Raw genomic sequence first — 22,414 nt, 5'->3', positions numbered from 1 at the left:
ATAACTCCTTAAAACTCGATACCGTCAATAGCGGCGACGGTCAGAATATCCTTGTCCCCACGACCGGACAGGTTCACCACAATGTTCTGCTCCGGGCTCATGGTCTGGGCCAGCTTGCGGGCATAAGCCAGTGCATGAGAAGACTCAAGTGCCGGCATGATACCTTCCACCTGGGTCAGTTCACGGAAAGCCGCCAGAGATTCATTGTCGTTGGCCGCCACATACTGAACCCGGCCAACATCCTTCAGCCATGCGTGTTCCGGGCCTACACCCGGGTAATCCAGGCCTGCGGATACAGAATGGGTCTCAATGATCTGGCCGTTATCATCTTCCATCAGATAGGTACGGTTGCCGTGCAGCACGCCAGGACGACCGGCGGATAGGGGGGCCGCATGACGGCCGGTCTCAATGCCATCCCCCGCTGCTTCCACGCCATACATGGCCACGGACTCATCGTTCAGGAACGGATGGAACAGACCGATGGCGTTTGAGCCCCCACCCACACAGGCCACCAGCGCGTCTGGCAGCTGCCCGGCTTGCTTGAGACTTTGCTCGCGGGCTTCGCGGCCGATAATGCACTGGAAATCACGAACCAGCTGCGGATAAGGGTGCGGGCCGGCCACGGTACCAATAATGTAGAAAGTATCGTCCACACTCGTCACCCAGTCGCGCATGGCTTCGTTCATGGCGTCCTTGAGTGTCCTGGAACCGGATGTCACCGGGATCACCTCGGCACCCAGCAATTTCATGCGGTACACATTGAGCTTCTGGCGCTCCACATCCTCTGCACCCATGTACACCTGGCACTTGAGACCAAGGCGAGCGGCCACGGTAGCGGTGGCAACCCCGTGCTGACCGGCCCCGGTTTCCGCAATCACACGGGGCTTGCCCATGTGCTTGGCCAGCAACGCCTGGCCAATGGTGTTATTCACCTTGTGGGCACCAGTGTGGTTAAGATCTTCACGTTTGAGCCAGATGTTGGCACCGCCGAGCTGCCTGGACCATCGCTCCGCCAGATAGAGCGGAGACGGCCGACCCACATAATGGGCCAGATCATAGTCGAAATCCGCACGGAACTGCGGATCATCCTTGAGACGCTCATACATGGCCTTCAGTTCGTCCAGGGCCCCCATCAGGGTCTCGGACACAAAACAGCCACCGTAAGGACCAAAGTGGCCACGTGCGTCAGGAAAAGCAGAAAAATCAGGGCGTTCAGACACCAGCTACTCCTCGTTTTTTGACACTATTGATAAAGGCGCGGATTTTGGAGGCGTCCTTGACCCCTCCCTGGCGACCCTGAACTGTGTCCAGCTCAACACCGCCACTCACATCCACCGCCCAGGGCCGAACCTGTGTCACGGCTTCAGCCACATTGCCAGGATGCAGGCCTCCGGCCAGCACCAACGGCAGGGACAGGTCATTGGGCAACCGGTCCCAGTTAAAAGTCTCTCCAGTACCACCAGGCACGCCTGGCACATAGCTGTCTACCAGCAACCCCGCAGCGCGATGATACTGCCTGGCGCAGTGATGCAGGTCCACATCACTTTTCATGCGAACAGCCTTGATCCAGGGCCGGCCATGGCCTTCACACTGCTCGGGGCTCTCATCGCCATGGAACTGCAGCAAATCCAGCGGCACCGAATTCAGAATCTCAGCAAGCGCTGCACGGTCAGTGTTGACGAACAACCCCACTGTGGTCACGAATGGGGGCAGACTCGCGCAGATTTCGGCTGCCACTTTGCGGCTAACAAAGCGAGGGCTGCGTGAATAAAACACCAGACCAATGGCGTCAGCGCCCGCGCGAGCCGCTGCCAGAGCATCCTCAACCCGGGTAATACCGCATATCTTGACCCGTGGTGAGGTCATCAGGGTTTGCTGACGATTCATCCTTGCCTCTGCAACTGACGAAATAATGCTTTCCAAACGACACTGCAAATGACACTGACTACTGCTGTTACGCAACAGAACGGCAATGAGGTCCGATCCAGGGAGGTATCCAGCAGCAATGCTCATCCGCAAGCCGCGCCATATTATAGCAAATCCAGGCCCCTAACGGGTGGCTTATGGTGCAAAAGCCCCGCCCATACGGTCAGGGAGCCAAAGCGGACCCAGCGGTTCTTTCGGCAGCGAAAACGCCTCAGGATATTCGATTTCGACAAGATAAAGGCCGTAGGGATGTGCCGTGGCCGCAGCGACCCGTCGATCCTTTGCCTCAAGTACCTCAGCAGCCCATTGCGGCGGATGCTTGCCGGCGCCCACACTCATCAGTACACCTGCCATATTACGCACCATGTGCATCAAGAAGGCGTTAGCGTGAGCCTCAATGACGATGACCTTGCCGTGTTCGTACAGCTTCAGGCTGTGCAACGTCTTCTCTGGCGACTTAGCCTGACAATGAACACTGCGGTAGGAGGTGAAGTCATGACTGCCTTCCAGCAGGGAAGCAGCAGAGCGCATGGCCTCAATATTCAACGGACGGTGATTCCAGGTCACTTGATTCCGGTAAAGCGCGGGCGGTCGGGAATGATTATAGATCACATACCGGTAACGACGGCTGATGGCGGAAAAGCGGGCATGAAACTCATCGCTGACAGGTGTCGCCCAGCGAATGGTAATGTCGTAGGGCAGATTGGTATTGCCGCCCATGATCCAGCTTTTCATTGCTCTCGGTGCATCAGAATCAAAATGAACGACCTGGCCGGTGCCATGCACACCTGCATCAGTTCGTCCCGCACAGACTACCGCAACAGGGTGATTGGCCACTTTTGAAAGCGCCTTCTCCAGACACTCCTGCACAGTGCGCACCCCATCCTGCTGAGTCTGCCAGCCACGAAAATCCGTGCCATCGTACTCGACTCCCAGCGCAATTCTTGCCATTTACACCTCGTCAACGCGGCCCGCCGCCCTGTTCTGCGGCCATGACACTGTCATTTAGCCGCGCAATGTAGCCTTGCCAAACCAAAAACGAAAGTGTAACGGGGATTAATGAGCTGCAGGAAGACAGAACAACGCCTTACGACACGATAGCGATGAACCAAAAAAAGGGGCGGCATCCGAAGATGCCGCCCCTTTTGGGTCAGAGCAGATTGTTTTATCCAACCTGGCCCATCAGCTCACGAGCTTCAGCTTGCTGCTCATCACTCCCCTCGGAAATCACTTCGTTGAGGATGTCCTTGGCGCCTTCGGAATCACCCATATCGATGTAAGCCTTGGCCAGATCGAGTTTGGTGGCGTTCTCGTCGGTCTCTCCCAGGAAATCAAAATCATCTTCATCCGCAAGCAGATCATCCTCAGCCGTCGAAGCTGATGCTGCGAACTCTTCCTTTGGAGCCGGTGCCGAGTCAGACGGCTTCTCAAGGTCCAGGTTCGCATCGGAATCAGGCTCGCTGCCCTCTTCCATCAACGAGTCCAGATCCAGAGTGTCATCATCGCCGTCTGCGGTATCTGTGCTGACAGATTCACTATCGAAGTCAGAATCCAGATCCAGATTCTCATCAGACACCAGGTCTTCCAGAGAGGCATCATCGGATGCCGTATCTGCCTTGGCGCCCTCTTCCGCATCAAGACCGAACGCGGTGATGTCTTCCAGAGAATCTTCTTCTGAGGTGGAATCAAGAGATTTCTCGGCCTCGTCCAGCTCAAAATCCAGATCACTCAGGGTGTCATCTTCGCTGGCAGAAGCCTCTGTTTCGACACTAGCGCTATCGCCATCCAGGTCCAGGTCATCCAGAGACAGATCCAGATCATCGTCGGAAGATGACGCCGCAGAATCTTCACCAATCTCGGTAAACTCGGAACTCATGTCGCTCAAGTCCAGATCACCATAGCTGGCATCACCGTCTTCCAGGGTGGCACTGCTCACATCATCAAGATTGACTACTGACGAAGCACCCAGCGACTGACGATCTGCAGCAGACATCTCATCGTCGGCGGTAGAGGATTCCCCATCCAGATCCAGAGCATTCGCTTCGCTGCTGTCATCACTGTCCTCATCGAGGATCAGGGTCTCATCGCCACTGAGTTCATCAGCACCATCCAGTTCGAAATCGAAATCGTCCAGCTCGTCAGCCACATTACCGCGGCCAGCGGGCTCAGGCTCAGGCTCAGGCTCAGGCTCAGGCTCATCAGCCTCCATGGTCGGGATGCTGGTCTCATCAATATCAGAAGACAGCCCCATTTCCAGGTCATCCAGGGACAACTCATCGTCATCGGAACCGGCGGCGACAGCCGCATCACCGCCGAGGCGTTCAATTGCCTGATCGACTGTGGCGGATACACCCGCAAATGCAGTTACCTGCTGATTGAAACCGGCATCATCATTGGTTTCCTTAAGCAGCTCCAGCAAACGCACCTTCAGGTCGTCGCGTTCCGGGTGCTTGTTGATCTCGTTGCGCAAGAAATCCACCGCTTGAGGATAACGGCCATAGGCAACATAGACTTCCACATCTTCCATTGGGTCAAGGTTGCTGTCCTGCGGGGCATGCGCTTCGTCATCACCGCCATCGGTCTGATCGGCAGCGGCTGCGCCCATGTCTTCATCCAGATGAAGACCGAAATCATCCTGATTTTCATCTTCAAATTCATTAAACAGTGCGGTCTCATCGACAGAATCGTCATCGTCTTTCTTTCGACGCAGAACCAGGAAAATCAGCAGGAGAATGGCCAACGCGCCCAGGGCGATGTAGAGCAGGTTTTCCATGAGCAGCTCGACGATGCCAGCCTGGGCCTGGGTTGCCGGCTGGGCTGGTGCGGGCTCGGGCTTCACCACTTCCGGCGCCTGGGCAACAGTAGCTGAGGCTTCAGACTCGTTATCTCCAGCCTGCCCTTCACCACTTTCTGCCACTTCCTCGATGCCGGCATCAGCACCATCAACGATACCTTCTTCAGCACCCGGTTCTACCGCTTCAATATCGGCATTCTCATCGGCGGCCTGCACATTCTCTGTCGCCAGATCAGAGGAATCCGCGTCCTTGCCAGCCATTTCGGTATTTTCTTCCGCTCCAGCTGCGGCACCGTCAGCTATGACATCAGCGTCTGCAACGTCTTCAACCGGTGCTGTCAGAGGATCATCCGCAGGCGCTTCCACGCCCTGAGCTTCACGCAGCTTGCGCAATTCATCCTGCAGCTGGGCGATCTGGTCGTTGCGCAGCTCGAGCAGCTGTTCGCTGGTCTGGTTCTGGGATTCCAGATCCTCAAGGCGGGATTTCAGTTCAGCATTCTCGCGATCCAGACGATCAAGATTCTCGTCACGGATAGCCAGCTCGTTTTCCAGCACTGCCGTGTTGGCTGAACCCTGCTCCGCGGAACCGGTGCTGTCGCCGTCGGCAACGCTGTCTGTGGATTCAGGAGCAACCAGCTTAACCTGACCGGAGGCCGGTCCCTGATTGTCATCACCGCTATCAGCGACTTCACGGGATCCGTCCAACTGGGCGCGCTGCTGCTCGGCAGGCCTGATGCCCCGCTCTTCAAGCATGTCACGCCACTTGCGGTTCTGATCAGCCACTTCTACCAGCGCGTTACGAGTGGAAACAGAACGTACCTCCTGCTCGTTGGGAATGCGCAGGACGGTACCTTCACGAACAAGGTTGACGTTATTGTCGATGAAGGCGTCCGGATTCATTTCCTGAATGGCAACCAGCATCTGCTGCACAGAAACACTGTCAGCAGGACGGGTATTCAGGGCCACGCGCCACATGGTGTCGGAAGCCTTGACGGTATAGGTATCACGGGCACCACTGCTTGCTGTTGAAGTGGTCGCGGCAGGCGCAGCGTAATCTTCAGGTTCAGTCGCTGCTTGAGTCGTTACCGGAGCGGGAGCCGGTGCAGGTTCCGGACTGGAAGCAGGCGCTGCCGTGGTTACCGGGGTCGGGGCTCGGGTGATGGCAGGGACCGAGGTGGTTGCGCTATCGGAGAAACTGGGCGGGTCCAGCAACACCGTATATTCACGCATCAAGCGGCCAGTGGGCCACAGGAATTCAACCAGGAAGTTCAGGTAAGGCTCGCGAACCGGCTGGTCCGTGGTCACATGCAAAATCGCGGAGTCTTTTCCGGTGAGTTCGACTGAAAACTCCAGGCGATTCAGGAAGTAACTGCGCTCAACCCCAGCAGCATCGAATTCTGACTGCGGAGCCAGATTGACCAGGATCTCCTCGGCAGTCAGGTCTCCCACTTCGTGCAGGGAAACTTCCATTTCCAGAGGTTGGTTCAGGTAGGAGTCAAGTTCATATTCGCCAACCCCAAGCGCCACCGCCATTGCCGGCGTCATCATCGCCAGTGCGGTAAAGCCAAACCCAAGTTTTCGCAGCATGGTCGAACCCTTTATTTATTATGTTTCCCGCGCTCTGCCCCTTCCTCCGGGCGCTTCCGGACTAGCCCCAGGCGGCAAGCAGTTTCATGACACTATTCCCTCATTCTGCCCCTGGTTGGAAGCAAAACCTAGAAACCGCGTCACATAATGTCAGTAAGTATCCATTACAGATAGTCTTTTAGCAACTTCTCAACTATCTTCACCGCGTTCAGGGCGGCTCCCCAGCGGACATTGTCAGCGACGCTAAAATAGCTTATCGCGCCCGTTCCTTCCATATCTTCACGGATTCGTGACACCCGTACCTGCGGATCTCCCTCCACCATTGCTACAGGAGACATGGCCTGCGGGTCGTCATTTTCCTGAACCACCAGATCATCCAGACCGTCCCAGACCGTCATGACCTGCCCCGCCGACAGCGGCTGGACTGCGCGAATGGAGACGCTCTGTCCGTGACCGTAGAAAACAGGCACCCGCACGGTTGTCACCTGCACCGATAGCGGCTGACCAGCCAGCACCCTGCGTGACTCCAGCACCAGCTTCAGCTCTTCACTGGAGTAACCGTTTTCCTGCACCTGGCCACTCACCGGCAGGGCATTGAAGGCAATCTGTGCCTTGGCGTCCTCGCTGGGTGTCATACCGTTCAGCAAGCGCACACTTTGTTGGGCCAGCTGATCCACCCCGCTACGTCCGGTTGCCGATGCCGCCTGAAGCTGGGTAACGACAACCTCCTGAACCGGCGCCAGATCGTTGATCGGCTTGAGCACACGCAGCAGCTGAACCGTGCCGGCATCTGCACAAGCCACCATATTGGTCTCCCGGGCTTGCGCCAGCAGCTCGTCATTCACGTCGGCCACAATCAACGGCACCGCTTCGTCATACCGGTAAGCAGGCGACAGATCCACCACCAGCGCCCCCGCCTCCGCGGCCACCGGGGCCAGCGCCTGACTGGTTGGCGCCCCTGCCGCAAAAATTGCCACTTCCACCTGGGAAAAATCGAACTGTGCCGCGTCAGCCACGGTCAGGGAACGGCCGGCAAAGCCAATACGACTACCAGCCCCGTTTTCAGAAGCCAGAACGTGGAGCTCACCTACCGGGACCTTTCGGTCTGCGAGCAGCTTGATGATCGCCTCTCCAACCAGCCCAGTGGCACCGACAACGGCCAGATTGATCGTACGCATGGCTTACCTCTTGATGAGCGATAGGACGAAGTCGGGCCCGTCCTGAATAAACACATTATTGCATTAACAGAAACACAAACGCGGGCAAGGCCAGTCTGATCCTGAGGCCATGCCCGCGTTACGCGGCTTTAAAATAATCTCTGCCTGCGGCGTTAACGCTCCAGCAGAATACGGAGCATGCGACGCAGCGGTTCGGCCGCACCCCACAGCAGCTGATCACCCACCGTGAAGGCATTGAGAAACTCATTGCCCATGTTTAGCTTGCGAAGACGGCCAACTGGAACGCCCAGGGTCCCCGTCACCGCCGTAGGGGTGAGATCACGCAGGGTGTCTTCCTTGTTGTTGGGCACCACTTTTACCCAATCATTGGAGCGGGCAATGATGTCATTCACCTCGTCCATGGGCACGTCTTTGGTCAGCTTCACCGTCAGCGCTTGAGCGTGACAACGCATTGCACCGATACGCACGCAGGTACCATCCAGGGCAATGGGATCAGCAGAACGACCCAGAATTTTGTTGGTTTCAGCCTGCGCCTTCCACTCTTCCTTGCTCTGGCCGTTCTCCATTTCCTTGTCGATCCAGGGTAGCAGGGAGCCAGCCAGTGAATGACTGAAATTGGCCGTCGGCAAATCGCTGCTGCGCATGGTGGCAGCCACCTGACGGTCAATATCCAGAATAGCACTGGCAGGATCAGCCAGCCTGTCAGCCACATCGCCATGAATCTTGCCCATCTGCGCAATCAACTCACGCATGTTCTGGGCACCGGCCCCGGAGGCTGCCTGGTACGTCTGGGAACTAGCCCATTCCACCAGCCCTTCATTGAACAAGCCGCCCAGTGCCATCAGCATCAGGCTGACGGTACAGTTGCCGCCAACGTAGTCCTTTACGCCACTATCCAGCGCCTGATCGATCACCTGACGGTTAACCGGATCCAGAACAATGACGCTGTTTTCAGCCATACGCAGCGCGGAAGCGGCATCAATCCAGTAGCCATCCCAGCCACTTTCGCGCAGCTTCGGATAGACTTCATTGGTGTAATCGCCCCCCTGACAGGTCACGATCACGTCGAGCGCTTTCAGCTCATCGATGTTCTTGGCATCGCCCAGAGCAGGGATATCCTTGCCCACATCCGGGCCAGCCTGACCGACCTGAGAGGTCGAGAAAAAGACCGGTTCGATATCTGCAAAATCATTTTCGGCAGTCATGCGCTCCATCAGTACGGAGCCCACCATGCCACGCCAGCCGACAAAACCGACTTTCTTCATTGGAAACTTGTCTCCTGAAAGGATTGCCCTTTCTATATCAGTGAATAAACGGGTATAACCGGCCAGCGGTCTCAGGCGCCTGCCAGAGCCTCGGCGACGGCGCTGCCCATTTCTTCGGTGCCCACTTTGCGAGTGCCTTGCGTGTAGATATCCGCTGTACGCAACCCCTTGTCCAGCACGGATTCCACTGCAGCTTCAATGGCATCCGCCACGTCACCACGCTCCAGGCTGTAACGCATCAGCATGGCCAACGACATGATCGTGGCCAAAGGATTGGCAATGCCCTGCCCGGCAATATCCGGTGCAGAGCCATGACAGGGCTCGTACAGACCCTTGCGGTTCTCATCCAGAGACGCAGAGGGCAACATTCCAATGGAGCCGGTGAGCATGGCGGCTTCATCAGAGAGAATGTCACCAAACAGGTTGCCGGTGACAATCACATCAAACTGTTTCGGCGCACGCACAAGTTGCATGGCCGCGTTGTCCACATACATATGGGACAACTCGATTTCCGGGTAATTTTTCGCTTCTTCAGTGACCACTTCTTTCCACAGCTCGGTCACTTCCAGCACATTGGCCTTGTCCACGGACAGCACGCGCTTGTCACGCTTCATGGCCAACTCGAACGCCACCTTGGCGATGCGGCGCATTTCCGATTCGGAATACACGTAGGTGTTAAAGCCTACCCGCTCACCATTTTCTTCCTTGATGCCGCGTGGCTGACCGAAATAAATACCGCCGGTCAACTCACGAACAATCAGGATATCCAGCCCGGAGACCACTTCAGGCTTGAGGCTGGAAGCATCAGCCAGCTGCGGGAACAGGATGGCTGGACGCAAGTTGGCAAACAGGCCCAGGGAAGAACGCAGTCGCAGAAGGCCGCGCTCGGGACGCTTGTCCCGTTCAATGGCATCCCACTTGGGCCCACCGATGGAACCAAACAAAATGGCATCGGCCGCACGTGCCTTCTCAAGGGTACTCTCTGGCAGCGGATCACCTTCCGCATCCACCGCTGCGCCGCCCACCAGGGCCTCATCCAGCTCTACCTCGAGGCCAAACTTCTCTTTGGCAACGTTCAGCACCTTGACCGCTTCGTTCACGATTTCAGGGCCGATACCATCACCGGGCAACACCAGTACCTTGCTCATTGACTGCTTCCTGTTCTACTACTTGCCCCAAGGGCTTAAAAGTTCTTGGTTTTCAGAACCGTATCCGGCGCACCCGCTTCAATCAGCTCCAGGGTATAATCGTCTTTGCCCCCGGCAGCCGTGATGCGGACCTGATAGGTGCCATTTTCCACAAAGCTGTAGCGAAATTTTCCGAAACGGAGAATCCCACCCTGGTCTGCAAACACTTCGATGGAATGCTTGCCAGGCTCAAGCTGCACAGATTCTGCACCAGCCTGTTCGGAAATACGCTCGCCATCCACCTTGAACAGGGATGCTTTCGCGTCACTGCTCGTTGGCATCTGCCAGCCTGAGTCTGTCGCATCATCTGCAGGTGCAGACAGCTGGTTATCAATACTGAGTGTGGCCAGACCATCACCACCGGGGGCATCGTACATCCCGGTGGATGCACAGCCAGCCAGAGCCAGCACCGAACACAACGACAAAATCCTCAACATAACGCCTCCTTGAGTGTTCTTCTTTTAATATTCCCGGCCTTCCTTACTGGAAGATCCAGGGCTCCTGTTCAGCACGGCGTTGCTCATAGGCACGAATCGTATCTGCTTCATTCAAGGTAAGACCGACTTCGTCCAAACCATTCAGCAGACAGTGCTTTCGAAACTCATCAATCTCGAATGTCAGCGGATCGCCCGTTTCCGGGATGACCTGCTGATTCTCAAGATCAATAGTGATTCGGTACCCTTCCTTGGCTTCAACCGCCTTGAACAGGGCTTCCACGTTATCTTCCGACAACACAATGGGCAACAGCCCATTTTTGAAGCAGTTATTGTAGAAGATGTCCGCAAAGCTCGGCGCGAGGATGGCACGAAAGCCAAAATCCATCAGCGCCCAGGGCGCATGTTCACGGCTTGATCCGCAACCAAAATTGCGCCGGGTCAACAGAATGCTGGCTCCCTGAAAGCGAGACTGATTCAACACAAAGCCTTCGTTCAGCGGGCGCTTGCTGTTGTCCTGGCCAGGATAACCTTCATCCAGATAACGCCATTCATCAAACAGGTTCGGCCCGAAACCGGTGCGTTTGATGGATTTCAGAAACTGCTTGGGAATGATCTGGTCGGTGTCCACATTGGCGCGGTCCAGCGGCGCAACCAGACCATCAAGACGTACAAACTTTTCCATGATGCTTACCTCGCTGCGGCCTCAGGCCGGTTGCAGTTCGCGGATATCGACAAAGTGTCCTGCCACCGCCGCGGCCGCCGCCATGGCCGGGCTGACCAGATGGGTTCGGCCCCCGTTACCCTGGCGCCCTTCAAAATTACGGTTGGACGTAGAGGCGCAATGCTCGCCAGGCTCGAGACGATCCGGATTCATGGCCAGACACATGGAGCAACCCGGTTCTCGCCACTCAAACCCCGCCTCGACAAAGATCTTGTCCAGCCCTTCCTTTTCAGCCTGCTGCTTGACCAGCCCTGAGCCAGGCACGACCAGCACCTGCTTCACGGAATCTGCCTTGCGTCGGCCTTTGGCTACTTCAGCCGCGGCACGCAAATCCTCAATACGGGAATTGGTGCAGGAGCCGATAAAAACGCGATCAACCTTGATGTCAGTAACCGGCATACCCGGCGTGAGCCCCATGTATTCATAGGCACGCTGCATGCCAGAGCGCTTCACTTCATCGCTCTCTGCAGCCGGATCCGGCAGATTGGCATCCACTGAAATCACCATTTCCGGGCTGGTCCCCCAGGACACCTGCGGACGAATATCCGCCGCATCAATGGTGATATCCTCATCAAAAACAGCATCCTCATCCGACACCAGACCACGCCAGTACTCGACAGCCTTGTCCCAATCAGCGCCCTTGGGCGCAAACGGGCGACCCTTGACGTAATCGATGGTCACATCGTCCACGGCCACCATGCCGGCACGGGCGCCTGCCTCGATGGACATGTTGCAGACCGTCATGCGGCCTTCCATGGACAGGCTGCGAATGGCCGAGCCAGCAAATTCCAGGGCATACCCCGTGCCACCAGCAGTGCCGATCACACCAATGATGTGCAACACCACATCCTTGGCCGTCACACCCGGGCCCAGCTCACCTTCGACGCTGACACGCATGTTATTCATCTTCTTGGCAACCAGGGTCTGGGTAGCCAGCACATGTTCCACCTCACTGGTTCCAATGCCGTGGGCCAGACAAGCCAGCGCACCATTGGTGGAGGTGTGGGAGTCGCCACACACGACGGTCATCCCCGGCACAACAGCACCTTGTTCCGGAGCCATCACGTGCACAATCCCCTGACGCACATCACCGATTCCAAACTCAGTGATACCGAATTCACGGGTATTGTCCTGCAGCGTCTGCACCTGAATACGGGAAGTCTCGTCCTGAATTTCAGACGCGGACTTGAATGGCGTGGTCGGCACGTTATGGTCGATCGTGGCCACACTGGCGCTGGTACGCCAAGGCTGGCGACCAGCCAGTCGCAGGCCTTCAAACGCCTGGGGCGACGTCACTTCGTGAATGATCTGACGATCGATATAAATCAGAGCGGAACCATCCTCACGCTCGGTTACGAGGTGGGCATTCCACAACTTGTCATAAAGCGTTTTGCCGGCCATCACTTTCTCCCTGGGCCTGAAAACGGCCACTGCTGGCTGAGACCATAAAATGCACTGGTCTATCACTGGTGAATAATGTAGGGTTCGGCCATTAATAAATCCAATTCATATTTTTCATTTTTAAGATAACCAATTATTATCCCCGCCAGAGACCAATCAGGATCACAGGGAATGATAGATACACCGACCCTCACCGCTTTCATGGCCGTTGCCGAAACCGGCTCCTTTTCCGCGGCAGCTGAGCGCCTGTATATCACTCAACCCGCCATCAGCAAACGCATCGCCATGCTTGAACAGCAGCTGGAAGCGCGCCTGTTTGACCGGGTTGGCCGCCAGATCAAGCTCACCGAAGCCGGCCGTGCACTTCTGCCCCGCGCTCGCCAGGTATTGATGGATGTGGAAGACATGGCCAGAGCGATCCATGACCTTTCCGGCGAGGTGTCCGGCAAGCTGCGCATTGGCACCAGCCACCATATCGGTCTTCACCGCCTTCCCCCGGTACTGCGTCAATTCTCAAGGGATTACCCGAAGGTCACTCTGGATATTCACTTCATTGATTCAGAAGAGGCCTGGGAGGGCGTGCTGCACGGCGAGCTGGAAATGGGCGTGGTAACTCTGCCCCCCCAACCGGATGAGCGGCTGCATAGCCAGGTGATCTGGCAGGACCCGCTGGTTTTCATGTGCGCGCCTGAGCACCCACTGGCCAAACAGAACAACCTGACCCTGGAAGCCCTGACGGGACACAGCGCCATCCTGCCCTCCCCGGTCACCTTCACCCGCGGCATCGTTGAACGGCTGTTTGACGAGCACAACCTGAAGCTGGATATCGCCATGTCCACCAACTATCTGGAAACCATCCACATGATGGTTTCCATCGGCCTGGGCTGGAGTGTACTGCCCGCCACCATGGTCGACAGCGGTGTTGTTGAATTAGCGGTGGACGCCCCTCTTCCCGAACGGCAACTTGGCGTGGTCACCCACCCGGCACGTAGTCAGTCCAATGCGGCCCAGGCATTCTTGCGCGCACTGCATCAGGCATGATCCCGGCGGCGCTCACCCCGCCGCTCTCTGGTGACGCCACCCAATAACAGCAAGCCTGCAGCGGCCAGAGAGACCAGAGACGCTGCCAGAAACAGAGACACACCCCAAACCGGCCAGAGCAGCCCGGAAAGGCCTGCGCCGGCCGCCCAACCCGCACCAAAACCAAGACTGGAATACAGCGCCTGCCCCTGCCCCGCCATGGCATCGCCGAACTGGCGGTGGACCCAGGCGATACTGGCAGCATGAAAGCTGCCAAAGGTGGCCGCATGAAGGCACTGGGCCACCACGAGCCAGAGCATGGAATCATCACACAGCCCAATGATAAGCCAGCGTAACGCAGCCAGCAGCAGGCTGCCCGTGAGAATCCACGGTATGGAAAAGCGCCGCATCAGACGGTGCATGATCACAAACAAGCCCACCTCAGCCAGCACACCCAATGCCCACAGGACGCCAGTGATGAATTTGCTGAACCCCAGGCTCTCCAGATGAATGCTGAAGAAGGTGTAATAAGGCCCATGCGACATCTGCATCAGGAAGGAGGCGACCAGAAACAGGGCCACCTCGCGGCGGGCGAGCACAACCCACAGTGATTGATGTGAACCCGGCTCTTTCGGCTGGTGCGGGGAACCCGCCGGTAACGTGAGTGTGCCCAACCATAGCAACCACAGCAGACCACTGAGCACCCAGGGCAATAACCCGGTTCCCATGCGATCCAGCACTTCGCCCAACGCCAGCACAGAAACGATAAAACCAACGGACCCCCACAGCCTGACATGACTGTAACGGTGGGCCTGATCACCAAGTGACTGCAGCGTCAGCACTTCAAACTGGGCCAGCACCGCGTTCCAGAAAAAACTGAACGCGATCAGCAGGAATGCCATGTTCCAGAAGGTATCGATCCAGAACACCGGCAGAAACGCCAGTGCCGCCAACAGATTACCGGCACGGATGATGCGCAGGCGCTGCCCGCTACGGTCTGCCAGCCAGCCCCACAGATTGGGGGCACCCACCTTGGTCAGCTGGGGGATGGCCATCAGCGCGCCGATACCGGCCGCACTGAAGCCCAGATCTTTCAGATACAGGGACCAATACGGCACCAGAGTGCCCAGCAGCCCGAAGTAGAAGAAGTAAAACCCGGAGAGTCGCCAGTAGTAAGGCAATGGCGACGCCCTCTCAGTGAGAGGGCGCTCGGTCATGCCTGCCCCGGAATCGGCGGAAAGGGAACGTCCACATCAGCATTCTGACCGCGGTGGCGCAGATAATGATCCATCAGCACCAGGGCCAGCATGGCTTCAGCGATGGGGGTTGCACGCACACCGACACAGGGATCATGACGGCCCTTGGTCACTACCTCGGAGGCCTCCCCCTGAAGATTGATGCTCTTGCCCGGAATCAAAATGCTGGATGTGGGCTTGAGCGCCATGGCCACGCGAATAGGCTGGCCTGAGCTGATGCCGCCCAGCACACCACCGGAATGATTGCTGAGGAAGCCTTGCGGAGTCATCTCATCGCGGTGCTGCTCACCACGCTGGTTAACCACATCAAAACCATCACCCACTTCCACGCCCTTGACCGCATTAATGGACATCATGGCCTTGGCCAGATCTGCATCAATACGGTCAAACACCGGTTCACCCCAGCCGGGCGGCACGCCGTCGGCGAAGACTTCTACCCGGGCACCAATGGACGAGCCGTCCTTGCGCAGGGCATTAATCAGCGTTTCCAGATCAGGCACTTTCGCCTCATCCGGGAAAAAGAACGGATTATTGTTCACCACCGACCAGTCGAACTGTTCAGCACGCACATTACCGATCTGGGTACAGCCACCGTAGATGCGAATGCCCAGACGGCTTTCCAGAAACTTGCGGGCAATGGCACCGGCGGCCACACGCATGGCCGTTTCTCGTGCAGAAGAACGGCCACCGCCGCGATAGTCGCGAAAGCCGTATTTCTGGGTATAAGTGTAGTCCGCATGCCCCGGACGGAAGGTTCCGGCAATGTTGGAATAATCCTTGGACTTCTGGTCGGTGTTCTCGATCAGCAAGCCAATGGAGGTGCCTGTGGTCTTGCCCTCAAACACCCCGGACAGGATCTTTACCTGATCCGGTTCGCGGCGCTGGGTGGTGTACTTGCTGGTGCCGGGCTTGCGGCGATCCAGTTCCACCTGCAGATCTTCCTCGCTGATCTCCAGACCGGGGGGGCAACCGTCGACGATGGCTCCCAGGGCCAGACCATGACTTTCACCAAAGGTAGTGATACGAAAACGCTCACCAAAACTGTTGCCGGACATGCGACTCCTCAACCGGTCAGACTAACCGGATCTACTCGACTATTCTCAGACGTCAAACACGCTGCGGTATTCTAGCAGCTGTTGGCGGGTAAGCATGAATACACCATGCCCACCACGCTCGAATTCAAACCAGAAGAACGGCACTTCAGGCCATTCCTGCATCATGGCCTCCATGCTGTTACCCACTTCCACAATCAATACACCCTGCTCAGTGAGCTGATCCGGGGCATCACGAAGCAACTGACGGGTAAAATCCAGGCCATCATCCCCGGAGGCCAGAGCCAACTCTGGCTCATGACGATATTCATCCGGCAGGGACGCCATATCCATGGCGTCCACATAGGGGGGATTGGAGACAATCAGGTCATAGGGGCCATTCACTGTCGCCAGCCCATCAGACTTCAACGCCTGCACCTGGTCCTCAACCCCGTGACGGGCAATATTCGCAGCAAACACCGCCAGCGCATCGTCGCTGATGTCACTGCCATCAACGCGAGCATGCTCAAAGGCGTAAGCGCAGGCAATGGCGATACAGCCACTCCCGGTACACAGATCCAGCACCGCATGCACCTGATTCGGGTCTACCCAGGGGGTGAAGGATTGCTCGATCAGTTCAGCCAGAGGAGAACGGGGGATCAGCACCCGCTCATCCACCGTAAAGGGCAAGCCACAGAACCAGGCCTCGCCCGTCAGGTATGGTACCGGCATACGGTCGTTGATACGCCGCATAAGCAAGTCCACATAGGCTGAGATTTCGCTGGGCAAAAGCCGGGCATCGAGAATCCGCGGATCACTGTTCACCGGCAGCACCAGCACGTGCATCAACAACGCCAACGCTTCGTCCCAGGGGTCATCGCTGCCGTGGCCAAAAAATACACCGCCACTGCGCAGGCGGGATTCGCCGAAACGCAGACAATCGCGCACTGTTTTCAACGACGTCACCGCTTCATTCTTGATTGCCAATGTGATCAAGGCCACTCTCCCGTCAACAGGCGCTGAAGGTTAGCACAAAATGCTGTATAAAAGCCTGTCCTACACGTTCCAGAGAGCCTCATGAGCGCGGCAATCAAGGTTTATCAGGAAGACATCTTCACCATTGTCGACATCAATGATGGCACCGTAGTGGACATGGCGCAGGAATTATCCATTTATCGCCAGCGCCACGCCATCTTCACCCAGCAACAGCACCGCAAACAGCTAGCGATTTATGTTGGCCGCATTGGTGGCCTGGATTTCGGCGCATCACGTTATGCCTGCGGAGAAGATTTCGCGGCCATAACAGAAGCCAAGGTGCTGGTCCTGGAGAATCTGCTCAACCGCACTTTTGCCAACATCATGCTCAAGATGAACCAGCCTGGTTTCCCGGTTTACATTTGCTCCAGCATCCAGCAGGCTCGCCAGCTCCTGACGAAAAATCACACTCCGGAGCATTCTTGACACACGCCATCTGGTTGCTCAAAACCGAACCCGACGCCTTCAGCATCCAGCACCTGGAAAATGCTGCGGATCAGACTGCCGGCTGGGATGGCGTTCGCAATTACCAGGCCCGGAACCGGCTACGTGACGATATCCAGGAAGGTGACCGGGTGCTGATTTATCATTCCAGCTGTGCCACACCTGCCATCGTGGGCGAAGCCCTTGTCACCCGGGCCGCCTACCCCGACCCGACCCAGTTTCTTCCCGAGCATCCGGCCTATGATGCCCGCAGTAGCCGGGAAACCCCTCGGTGGTTTCAGATTGATGTGCGCTTTATCCGCCATTATCCCAATCCCGTCACCCTGAAACGGCTAAAGCAGGATGCCAAGTTTGCCGACATGGAGCTGATCGTCAGACCCCGGCTTTCCGTACAAAGAGTGACCGATCGCCAGTATCAGCTGATCCAGACCCTGTGCCAGCCTATGGATGTTTCTGCATAGTGCACATTGCGCACCAAAACAGGATTGCGCACCAATAAGAGTCAAAAGGCTAGTAAGAAAGAACTAACCCGCCCCACAAAAGCCGGCTTTTTGTTGTTGGCATAGCCGTTGCAGTAGCCCGTCTCGTCTCTTTCATACGAATTGGGTTCAGTCCATGAAACTGCAATGCAGACACACCCTTCTATTGCTCGCTCTGCCCGGCTTTGCTCACGCAGATACCCTCACTGCTACCGACACCGTCTGGATCGCCATCGCCGCTGCGCTGGTGTTCTTCATGCAGGCTGGCTTCGCCTTGCTGGAGAGCGGCCTGAGCCGCGCCAAGAATGCCCTCAATGTGGTCATGAAGAACTACATGGACCTCTGCGTTGGCACTCTGGTGTTCTGGGCTATTGGCTTCGGACTGATGTTCGGCACCAACCCCTCAGGCTGGTTTGGTGAGGATCATTTCGCGCTCAGCCAGGCCGATCACAGCACCTGGGCCATGATCATGTTCCAGATCATGTTCGCGGCCACCGCCGCCACCATCGCTTCGGGCGCCATGGCGGAGCGAACCCGCTACGCAGGGTATCTGTGCGGCGCCATCGTTATCACCGGGGTGATCTATCCGCTTTTCGGCAGCTGGGCCTGGAACAGTAACGGCTGGCTTGCACAACTGGGATTCATTGATTTTGCTGGCTCCACCGTAGTCCACAGCATCGGCGGCTGGTGCGCGCTGGCAGGAATCATGGTGGTAGGGCCACGCCTGGGCCGCTTCGACAAACAGGGTCAGGCCCGCAGTATTCCGGGGCACAACCTGTCCTATGTGGCCCTGGGAGGCTTCATCCTCTGGTTTGGCTGGTTTGGCTTCAACGGAGGATCCACCCTTGCCGCCAGCGTCGACATCGCCAAGGTGAACCTGAACACCCAGTTGGCGGCTGCCGCAGGTGCGGTAGGTAGTACACTGCTGCGCCTGGGCACTCGTCGCCCTGTGCTGCTCACCGAGACCGTTAACGGTAGCCTCGCCGGGCTGGTTGCGGTCACAGCGGGCTGTGCGGTCATGACACCGGCTTTTGCGATTCTCACCGGCCTGGTTGCCGGCGCACTGGCTGCGGCCGGTGCCCGTTTGCTGCTGTCGCTACGACTCGACGACGTGGTTGGCGCTGTGCCGGTCCATGCCTTTGCTGGCGCCTGGGGAACCCTGGCTGCGGGCATGTTCTATGACGGAGATCTGTTCAATCCTGAGCGTATCACCGTGCAACTCCTTGGTATCGTGGTGGCATTCTGCTGGGCATTCTTTGCTGCCCTGATCATGTATCTGGCTGTTGCAGCCATCACAGGCTTGCGAGCACCCGCCCTCCATGAGCAGCGAGGCCTTGATCTCAGCGAACATGACGAAACTGGCTACCCTGAATTTCCCCAGAACAGCCTGTATGACGCCGAAATGACCAGCCAGGCGGAGGGACGTCGATGACTCAGGAACTGCAGCGGCGCCGTCGGGCTATTGTTACCGGACTGACACCGTATATGAACGAGGCGGTGCTGATGGAGGCCATCAGCCACTGGCAACAACACTACTCGGAACGGCCCCGCTACTCACTGCAGGGTTACGTCAGCGATCTGTGCAAACTGTTTGATCTGGGCGAAAGGCGCCACCACATCCACATGAGCCTTGTGCAGGCCATGTCCATGTCGGAACAAGAGCTGGCCAGCGACCCAATTGCTGTGAGCAGCGGCGAAAGCCAGCAAAACCACCCCTACACTGCGGCCTTCCAGATGCTTCTGGAGCTTTTGTGGGAGGAGCTCCCAGCTTCAGTTGCATCACAGCTTCGGCTGGACATGATCGGCATGCTGCGCGGGCGCAGTATCACCCCTGAAATACGCCTGACAGTGGAACACTGGCTGCAATCACCGGGCCGCACCCTGGGAGGCCTTCCTCTTGAGGCGCTGCGCCAGCAGCTCAACAATGCGTATGTACTCATGTGTGAGCGGCTGGGCCCCGTGGAAGCAGACACCCACCTGAAATCGGCCTATACCAGGGCACGAAGTCAACGGGGACTGGAAGCTTCCCTGAAAAAGCTGATGTGATACACGCACTAAAATCCAAAACAGCCCCTGCTCCTGTTACGCAGATAAGGTAACCTGTTGCGATATCGCTGAGGCATTTCACGGCGCCACGGTCAGCATCCACTTCTGGCCGTTTTAAGCCGCTCCGCTGACAGCTAAACGCAAAGTGTCCTCAACAATAAAACCAGGGACAGGGGTTTCCATGAAGCTACACCACCAGATTTTTATTGCCATGCTGGCCGGCGCCGGGCTTGGCGCCATTACCGGTGAGACCAGCACGCTCTTTGGGGTATCCGTGCTATCAGGCTATGACCTGGTTGGCAGCCTCTTCATCAATGCCCTGAAAATGCTGGTTGTTCCGTTGATAGTTACCGCCATCATCTCCGGCATGGTCGGCGTCGGTGGCGGCGACAATCTGGGCCGCATGGGCCTTAAAACCGTGTTTCTTTACATGACCACCTCGCTGGTGGCCATTCTCATTGGCCTGATACTGGTGAACATGCTGACACCAGGCATTATCGATGGCGAACCCGCCCGGGGCCTGCTCGGCCTGTCGGCTGAGACAGACAACGTACTTGCGAAAATCGAAGGTCGGGGCGCCGGGGACTTCACCCAGATTCTGCATCAGATGCTGCCTGCCAATCTGATTGCCGCCGCGGCCAACGGCCAGATGCTGGGGCTTATCGTGTTCGCCCTGCTCTTCGGTTTCTATCTGAGAGTCGAGAAAAGCACCGGCGGCGAAACCGTAAGACAGATGATTGATGGCATCTACCAGGTCATGATCAGCATCACCATGCTGATCATCCGCTTCACCCCCATCGGCGTGTTTGCCTTGATCGCTGCCACAGTAACACGCACTGGCATGGATGCCATTGAGCCCCTTGCCTGGTTCTTCCTGACGGTGGTCCTCGCGCTGTTCGCCCATGCCTTTGTATTCATGCCCGCGCTGATTTTACTGCTGGCCAAACGCTCCCCGCTACGGCATATCCAGGCCATGATGCCGGCGCTGCTAACCGCCTTTTCTTCTGCCAGTTCCGCTGCCACCCTGCCCTTGTCCATGGAGTGCGTTCAGGACCGGGCCGGGGTTTCCCGAAAAACCAGCAGTTTCGTCTTGCCGCTGGGTGCCACGGTCAACATGGACGGTACCGCCCTGTATGAATGCGTCGCCGCCATCTTCATTGCCCAGGCCTACGGCATGGATCTGTCATTTGGCATGCAGTTCATGATTGTAATCACCGCCCTGCTGACATCCATTGGCGTGGCCAGCATTCCCGCTGCTTCACTGGTGGCAATTACCGTCATTCTGGCTGCCATCGGCCTGCCGGCGGAAGCCATTGGCCTGATTCTGGTAACAGACCGGATTCTGGACATGTGCCGCACCGCAGTGAACATTTGGGGAGATAGTGTGGTGACGGTATTACTGGCACGCAGCGAAGGGGAAGAACAAGTGCTTTCCTTGCCGGTGAATGAGATGGAAGCACGGGCAGCTAACGCTGCCCGTGAACACCATCAAGCGCTGAACTGATCGCTGAGGTCGTTTTTGAGGCTAACTGCACTGCTGCCGATTACAGGCACCATCAAGGCAAAGGCCAGCAGTGCGGCGAACAGCGTTTCATTGTTCTGGGAAAGGCCTGCAACCAGAACAATGGCACAGAGCACTGCCGCGATCAGCGCAACAATATCTTTGAAAATCTGCTTGTATGACACCATTGGAATGACTCCTTTCTTTAGGTTGTGAACACATGTTAACTTGCAAATATCTAATGTCAACACATGTTCACTTAATATTTTTGTCATCCCCTGGCCGGATTCTGGAGTCGCTTTGAAACACGCCCCCGTCCTGTTGCTAAACCATGGAGACACCCCGCTTGGGGAGGCCGTGGCTCGCCTTGCTGTTGAAAAATACCGGGTGGCCATCACTGGGAATGACAGCGCAAGAGGGAACCAGCTGTGTTCACAGATGCATGCCGCAGGTAGGGAAGCCATGTTTCTGGAAACCCGTGAGGGAGAAGGTCAGGATCACCGCCGAAACGTGGACCGGATAATGCGGCGCTGGCAGCAACTGGATGTGGTGATCAATCTGCCGCGTCATATCAGCGTGGGCCCCTTTGAGGCAACTTCCGCAGGCCAGTGGCAACAGCAAATTCATTCACAGCTGATGGACACGGTGCATCTCTGCCAGAGCAGCCTCACAGCCCTGCGCCACCAGCAGACTGGCAGAATCCTCAACGTGATAATTGAATATGCCCTGCTGCCTTCCCCCCTGACGGCATGTCAAAGTGCCATGGGCGCCGCCATAAAGGCACTGAGCAACAGCCTGTATGCCGAAATGCACGAAAGCGGCATAAGCGTTTCTGCAGTGGCGATTCCACTTCTCGCTGAGTGCGCTGATGATATCGACGCCAGCGATCCACTGAGCGCGACGCGATTTCGGCGACTTGCCAACCAGACTGCGGCCAGCCTGGATGAAGTGTCGTCAGCAATCTACAACGCGATCGATTGTGATCGCAGCCTGCAGATCGCCACACCAGAAATTCGTACCCAATGGCGGCAAAAACGCTGGTTCCGCCGCCGCTGGGAAGATGCGCTCAAGCAACTGGGCAAGCGCTATAGACCACGGTAACCCGG

At 57.1% G+C, this 22,414-nt stretch carries 21 protein-coding genes; 7 read left to right on the top strand and 14 right to left on the bottom strand.

The window, feature by feature from the left end; all coding sequences use genetic code 11:
- Positions 1-8: 8 nt before the first annotated feature.
- The 10 genes from trpB to leuC form a co-directional block, all read right to left on the bottom strand.
- Entirely contained in the window at positions 9-1,220 is a 1,212-nt protein-coding gene (trpB, locus tag GQF00_RS01800) for a tryptophan synthase subunit beta (protein ID WP_161317450.1), read from the bottom strand.
- Positions 1,213-1,887 (bottom strand): phosphoribosylanthranilate isomerase, encoded by a 675-nt coding sequence (locus GQF00_RS01795; RefSeq protein WP_161317449.1) that lies wholly within the window; start codon positions 1,885-1,887, stop codon positions 1,213-1,215. Before GQF00_RS01795 ends, trpB begins: the two co-directional genes overlap by 8 nt.
- Before the next feature lie 174 nt (positions 1,888-2,061).
- Positions 2,062-2,877, bottom strand: a complete 816-nt coding sequence (gene truA / locus GQF00_RS01790; RefSeq protein ID WP_161317448.1) for a tRNA pseudouridine(38-40) synthase TruA — start codon at positions 2,875-2,877, stop codon at positions 2,062-2,064.
- A gap of 214 nt (positions 2,878-3,091) precedes the next feature.
- Complete coding sequence (locus GQF00_RS01785) at positions 3,092-6,307, bottom strand: FimV/HubP family polar landmark protein (protein ID WP_202560318.1); 3,216 nt, start codon at positions 6,305-6,307, stop codon at positions 3,092-3,094.
- A gap of 164 nt (positions 6,308-6,471) precedes the next feature.
- Positions 6,472-7,485 (bottom strand): aspartate-semialdehyde dehydrogenase, encoded by a 1,014-nt coding sequence (locus GQF00_RS01780; protein WP_161317447.1) that lies wholly within the window; start codon positions 7,483-7,485, stop codon positions 6,472-6,474.
- Positions 7,486-7,637: 152 nt separating this feature from the next.
- Entirely contained in the window at positions 7,638-8,750 is a 1,113-nt protein-coding gene (gene asd / locus GQF00_RS01775) for an aspartate-semialdehyde dehydrogenase (RefSeq protein WP_161317446.1), read from the bottom strand.
- A 71-nt stretch (positions 8,751-8,821) separates the two neighbouring features.
- Positions 8,822-9,898: a 3-isopropylmalate dehydrogenase gene (gene leuB, locus GQF00_RS01770; protein WP_161317445.1), complete on the bottom strand. Its 1,077-nt coding sequence runs from the start codon at positions 9,896-9,898 to the stop codon at positions 8,822-8,824.
- A 35-nt stretch (positions 9,899-9,933) separates the two neighbouring features.
- The gene (locus GQF00_RS01765) at positions 9,934-10,374 is read right to left on the bottom strand and encodes a hypothetical protein (protein ID WP_161317444.1); all 441 of its coding nucleotides are present in this window, start codon (positions 10,372-10,374) and stop codon (positions 9,934-9,936) included.
- A 43-nt stretch (positions 10,375-10,417) separates the two neighbouring features.
- Positions 10,418-11,056 (bottom strand): 3-isopropylmalate dehydratase small subunit, encoded by a 639-nt coding sequence (leuD, locus tag GQF00_RS01760; RefSeq protein ID WP_161317443.1) that lies wholly within the window; start codon positions 11,054-11,056, stop codon positions 10,418-10,420.
- A gap of 21 nt (positions 11,057-11,077) precedes the next feature.
- The gene (gene leuC, locus GQF00_RS01755) at positions 11,078-12,496 is read right to left on the bottom strand and encodes a 3-isopropylmalate dehydratase large subunit (RefSeq protein ID WP_161317442.1); all 1,419 of its coding nucleotides are present in this window, start codon (positions 12,494-12,496) and stop codon (positions 11,078-11,080) included.
- A gap of 171 nt (positions 12,497-12,667) precedes the next feature.
- Here leuC and GQF00_RS01750 point away from each other — a divergent pair, with 171 nt between their 5' ends.
- Positions 12,668-13,537, top strand: coding sequence for a LysR family transcriptional regulator (locus tag GQF00_RS01750; protein WP_161317441.1), 870 nt, complete (start codon positions 12,668-12,670; stop codon positions 13,535-13,537).
- On the opposite strand, the gene GQF00_RS01745 is transcribed toward GQF00_RS01750, so the two are convergent.
- From GQF00_RS01745 to prmB, 3 genes are read right to left on the bottom strand one after another with little or no spacing between them, the layout of a single operon-like run.
- On the bottom strand, positions 13,528-14,733 hold the full coding sequence (locus GQF00_RS01745; RefSeq protein WP_161317440.1) for an MFS transporter: 1,206 nt from the start codon (positions 14,731-14,733) through the stop codon (positions 13,528-13,530). The two genes, GQF00_RS01750 and GQF00_RS01745, sit on opposite strands and share 10 nt — an antisense overlap.
- Positions 14,730-15,827 (bottom strand): chorismate synthase, encoded by a 1,098-nt coding sequence (gene aroC / locus GQF00_RS01740; RefSeq protein WP_161317439.1) that lies wholly within the window; start codon positions 15,825-15,827, stop codon positions 14,730-14,732. Before aroC ends, GQF00_RS01745 begins: the two co-directional genes overlap by 4 nt.
- A gap of 45 nt (positions 15,828-15,872) precedes the next feature.
- The gene (prmB, locus tag GQF00_RS01735) at positions 15,873-16,799 is read right to left on the bottom strand and encodes a 50S ribosomal protein L3 N(5)-glutamine methyltransferase (RefSeq protein ID WP_161317438.1); all 927 of its coding nucleotides are present in this window, start codon (positions 16,797-16,799) and stop codon (positions 15,873-15,875) included.
- An 81-nt stretch (positions 16,800-16,880) separates the two neighbouring features.
- Between prmB and GQF00_RS01730 the strand changes: the two genes are divergently transcribed.
- The 5 genes from GQF00_RS01730 (at position 16,881) to GQF00_RS01710 (ending at position 21,311) form a co-directional block, all read left to right on the top strand.
- Entirely contained in the window at positions 16,881-17,264 is a 384-nt protein-coding gene (locus GQF00_RS01730; RefSeq protein ID WP_161317437.1) for a hypothetical protein, read from the top strand.
- Complete coding sequence (locus tag GQF00_RS01725; protein WP_161317436.1) at positions 17,261-17,743, top strand: EVE domain-containing protein; 483 nt, start codon at positions 17,261-17,263, stop codon at positions 17,741-17,743. Before GQF00_RS01730 ends, GQF00_RS01725 begins: the two co-directional genes overlap by 4 nt.
- A gap of 154 nt (positions 17,744-17,897) precedes the next feature.
- Positions 17,898-19,193: an ammonium transporter gene (locus GQF00_RS01720; RefSeq protein WP_161317435.1), complete on the top strand. Its 1,296-nt coding sequence runs from the start codon at positions 17,898-17,900 to the stop codon at positions 19,191-19,193.
- A complete protein-coding gene (locus tag GQF00_RS01715) occupies positions 19,190-19,807 on the top strand; it encodes a hypothetical protein (protein WP_161317434.1) in 618 nt (205 codons plus the stop codon). Before GQF00_RS01720 ends, GQF00_RS01715 begins: the two co-directional genes overlap by 4 nt.
- Before the next feature lie 181 nt (positions 19,808-19,988).
- Positions 19,989-21,311: a dicarboxylate/amino acid:cation symporter gene (locus GQF00_RS01710; RefSeq protein WP_161317432.1), complete on the top strand. Its 1,323-nt coding sequence runs from the start codon at positions 19,989-19,991 to the stop codon at positions 21,309-21,311.
- Here GQF00_RS01710 and GQF00_RS01705 read toward each other — a convergent pair.
- The gene (locus GQF00_RS01705) at positions 21,296-21,583 is read right to left on the bottom strand and encodes a hypothetical protein (protein WP_237440346.1); all 288 of its coding nucleotides are present in this window, start codon (positions 21,581-21,583) and stop codon (positions 21,296-21,298) included. The two genes, GQF00_RS01710 and GQF00_RS01705, sit on opposite strands and share 16 nt — an antisense overlap.
- A 25-nt stretch (positions 21,584-21,608) precedes the next feature.
- Between GQF00_RS01705 and GQF00_RS01700 the strand changes: the two genes are divergently transcribed.
- Positions 21,609-22,409, top strand: a complete 801-nt coding sequence (locus GQF00_RS01700) for an SDR family NAD(P)-dependent oxidoreductase (RefSeq protein ID WP_161317430.1) — start codon at positions 21,609-21,611, stop codon at positions 22,407-22,409.
- The last annotated feature ends 5 nt before the right edge of the window (positions 22,410-22,414 follow it).

Origin of the sequence: Alcanivorax sp. DP30, assembly GCF_009882945.1 — a bacterium.
Classification (GTDB): Bacteria; Pseudomonadota; Gammaproteobacteria; order Pseudomonadales; family Alcanivoracaceae; genus Alcanivorax.
This window is presented reverse-complemented; position numbering and strand designations above follow the sequence as displayed.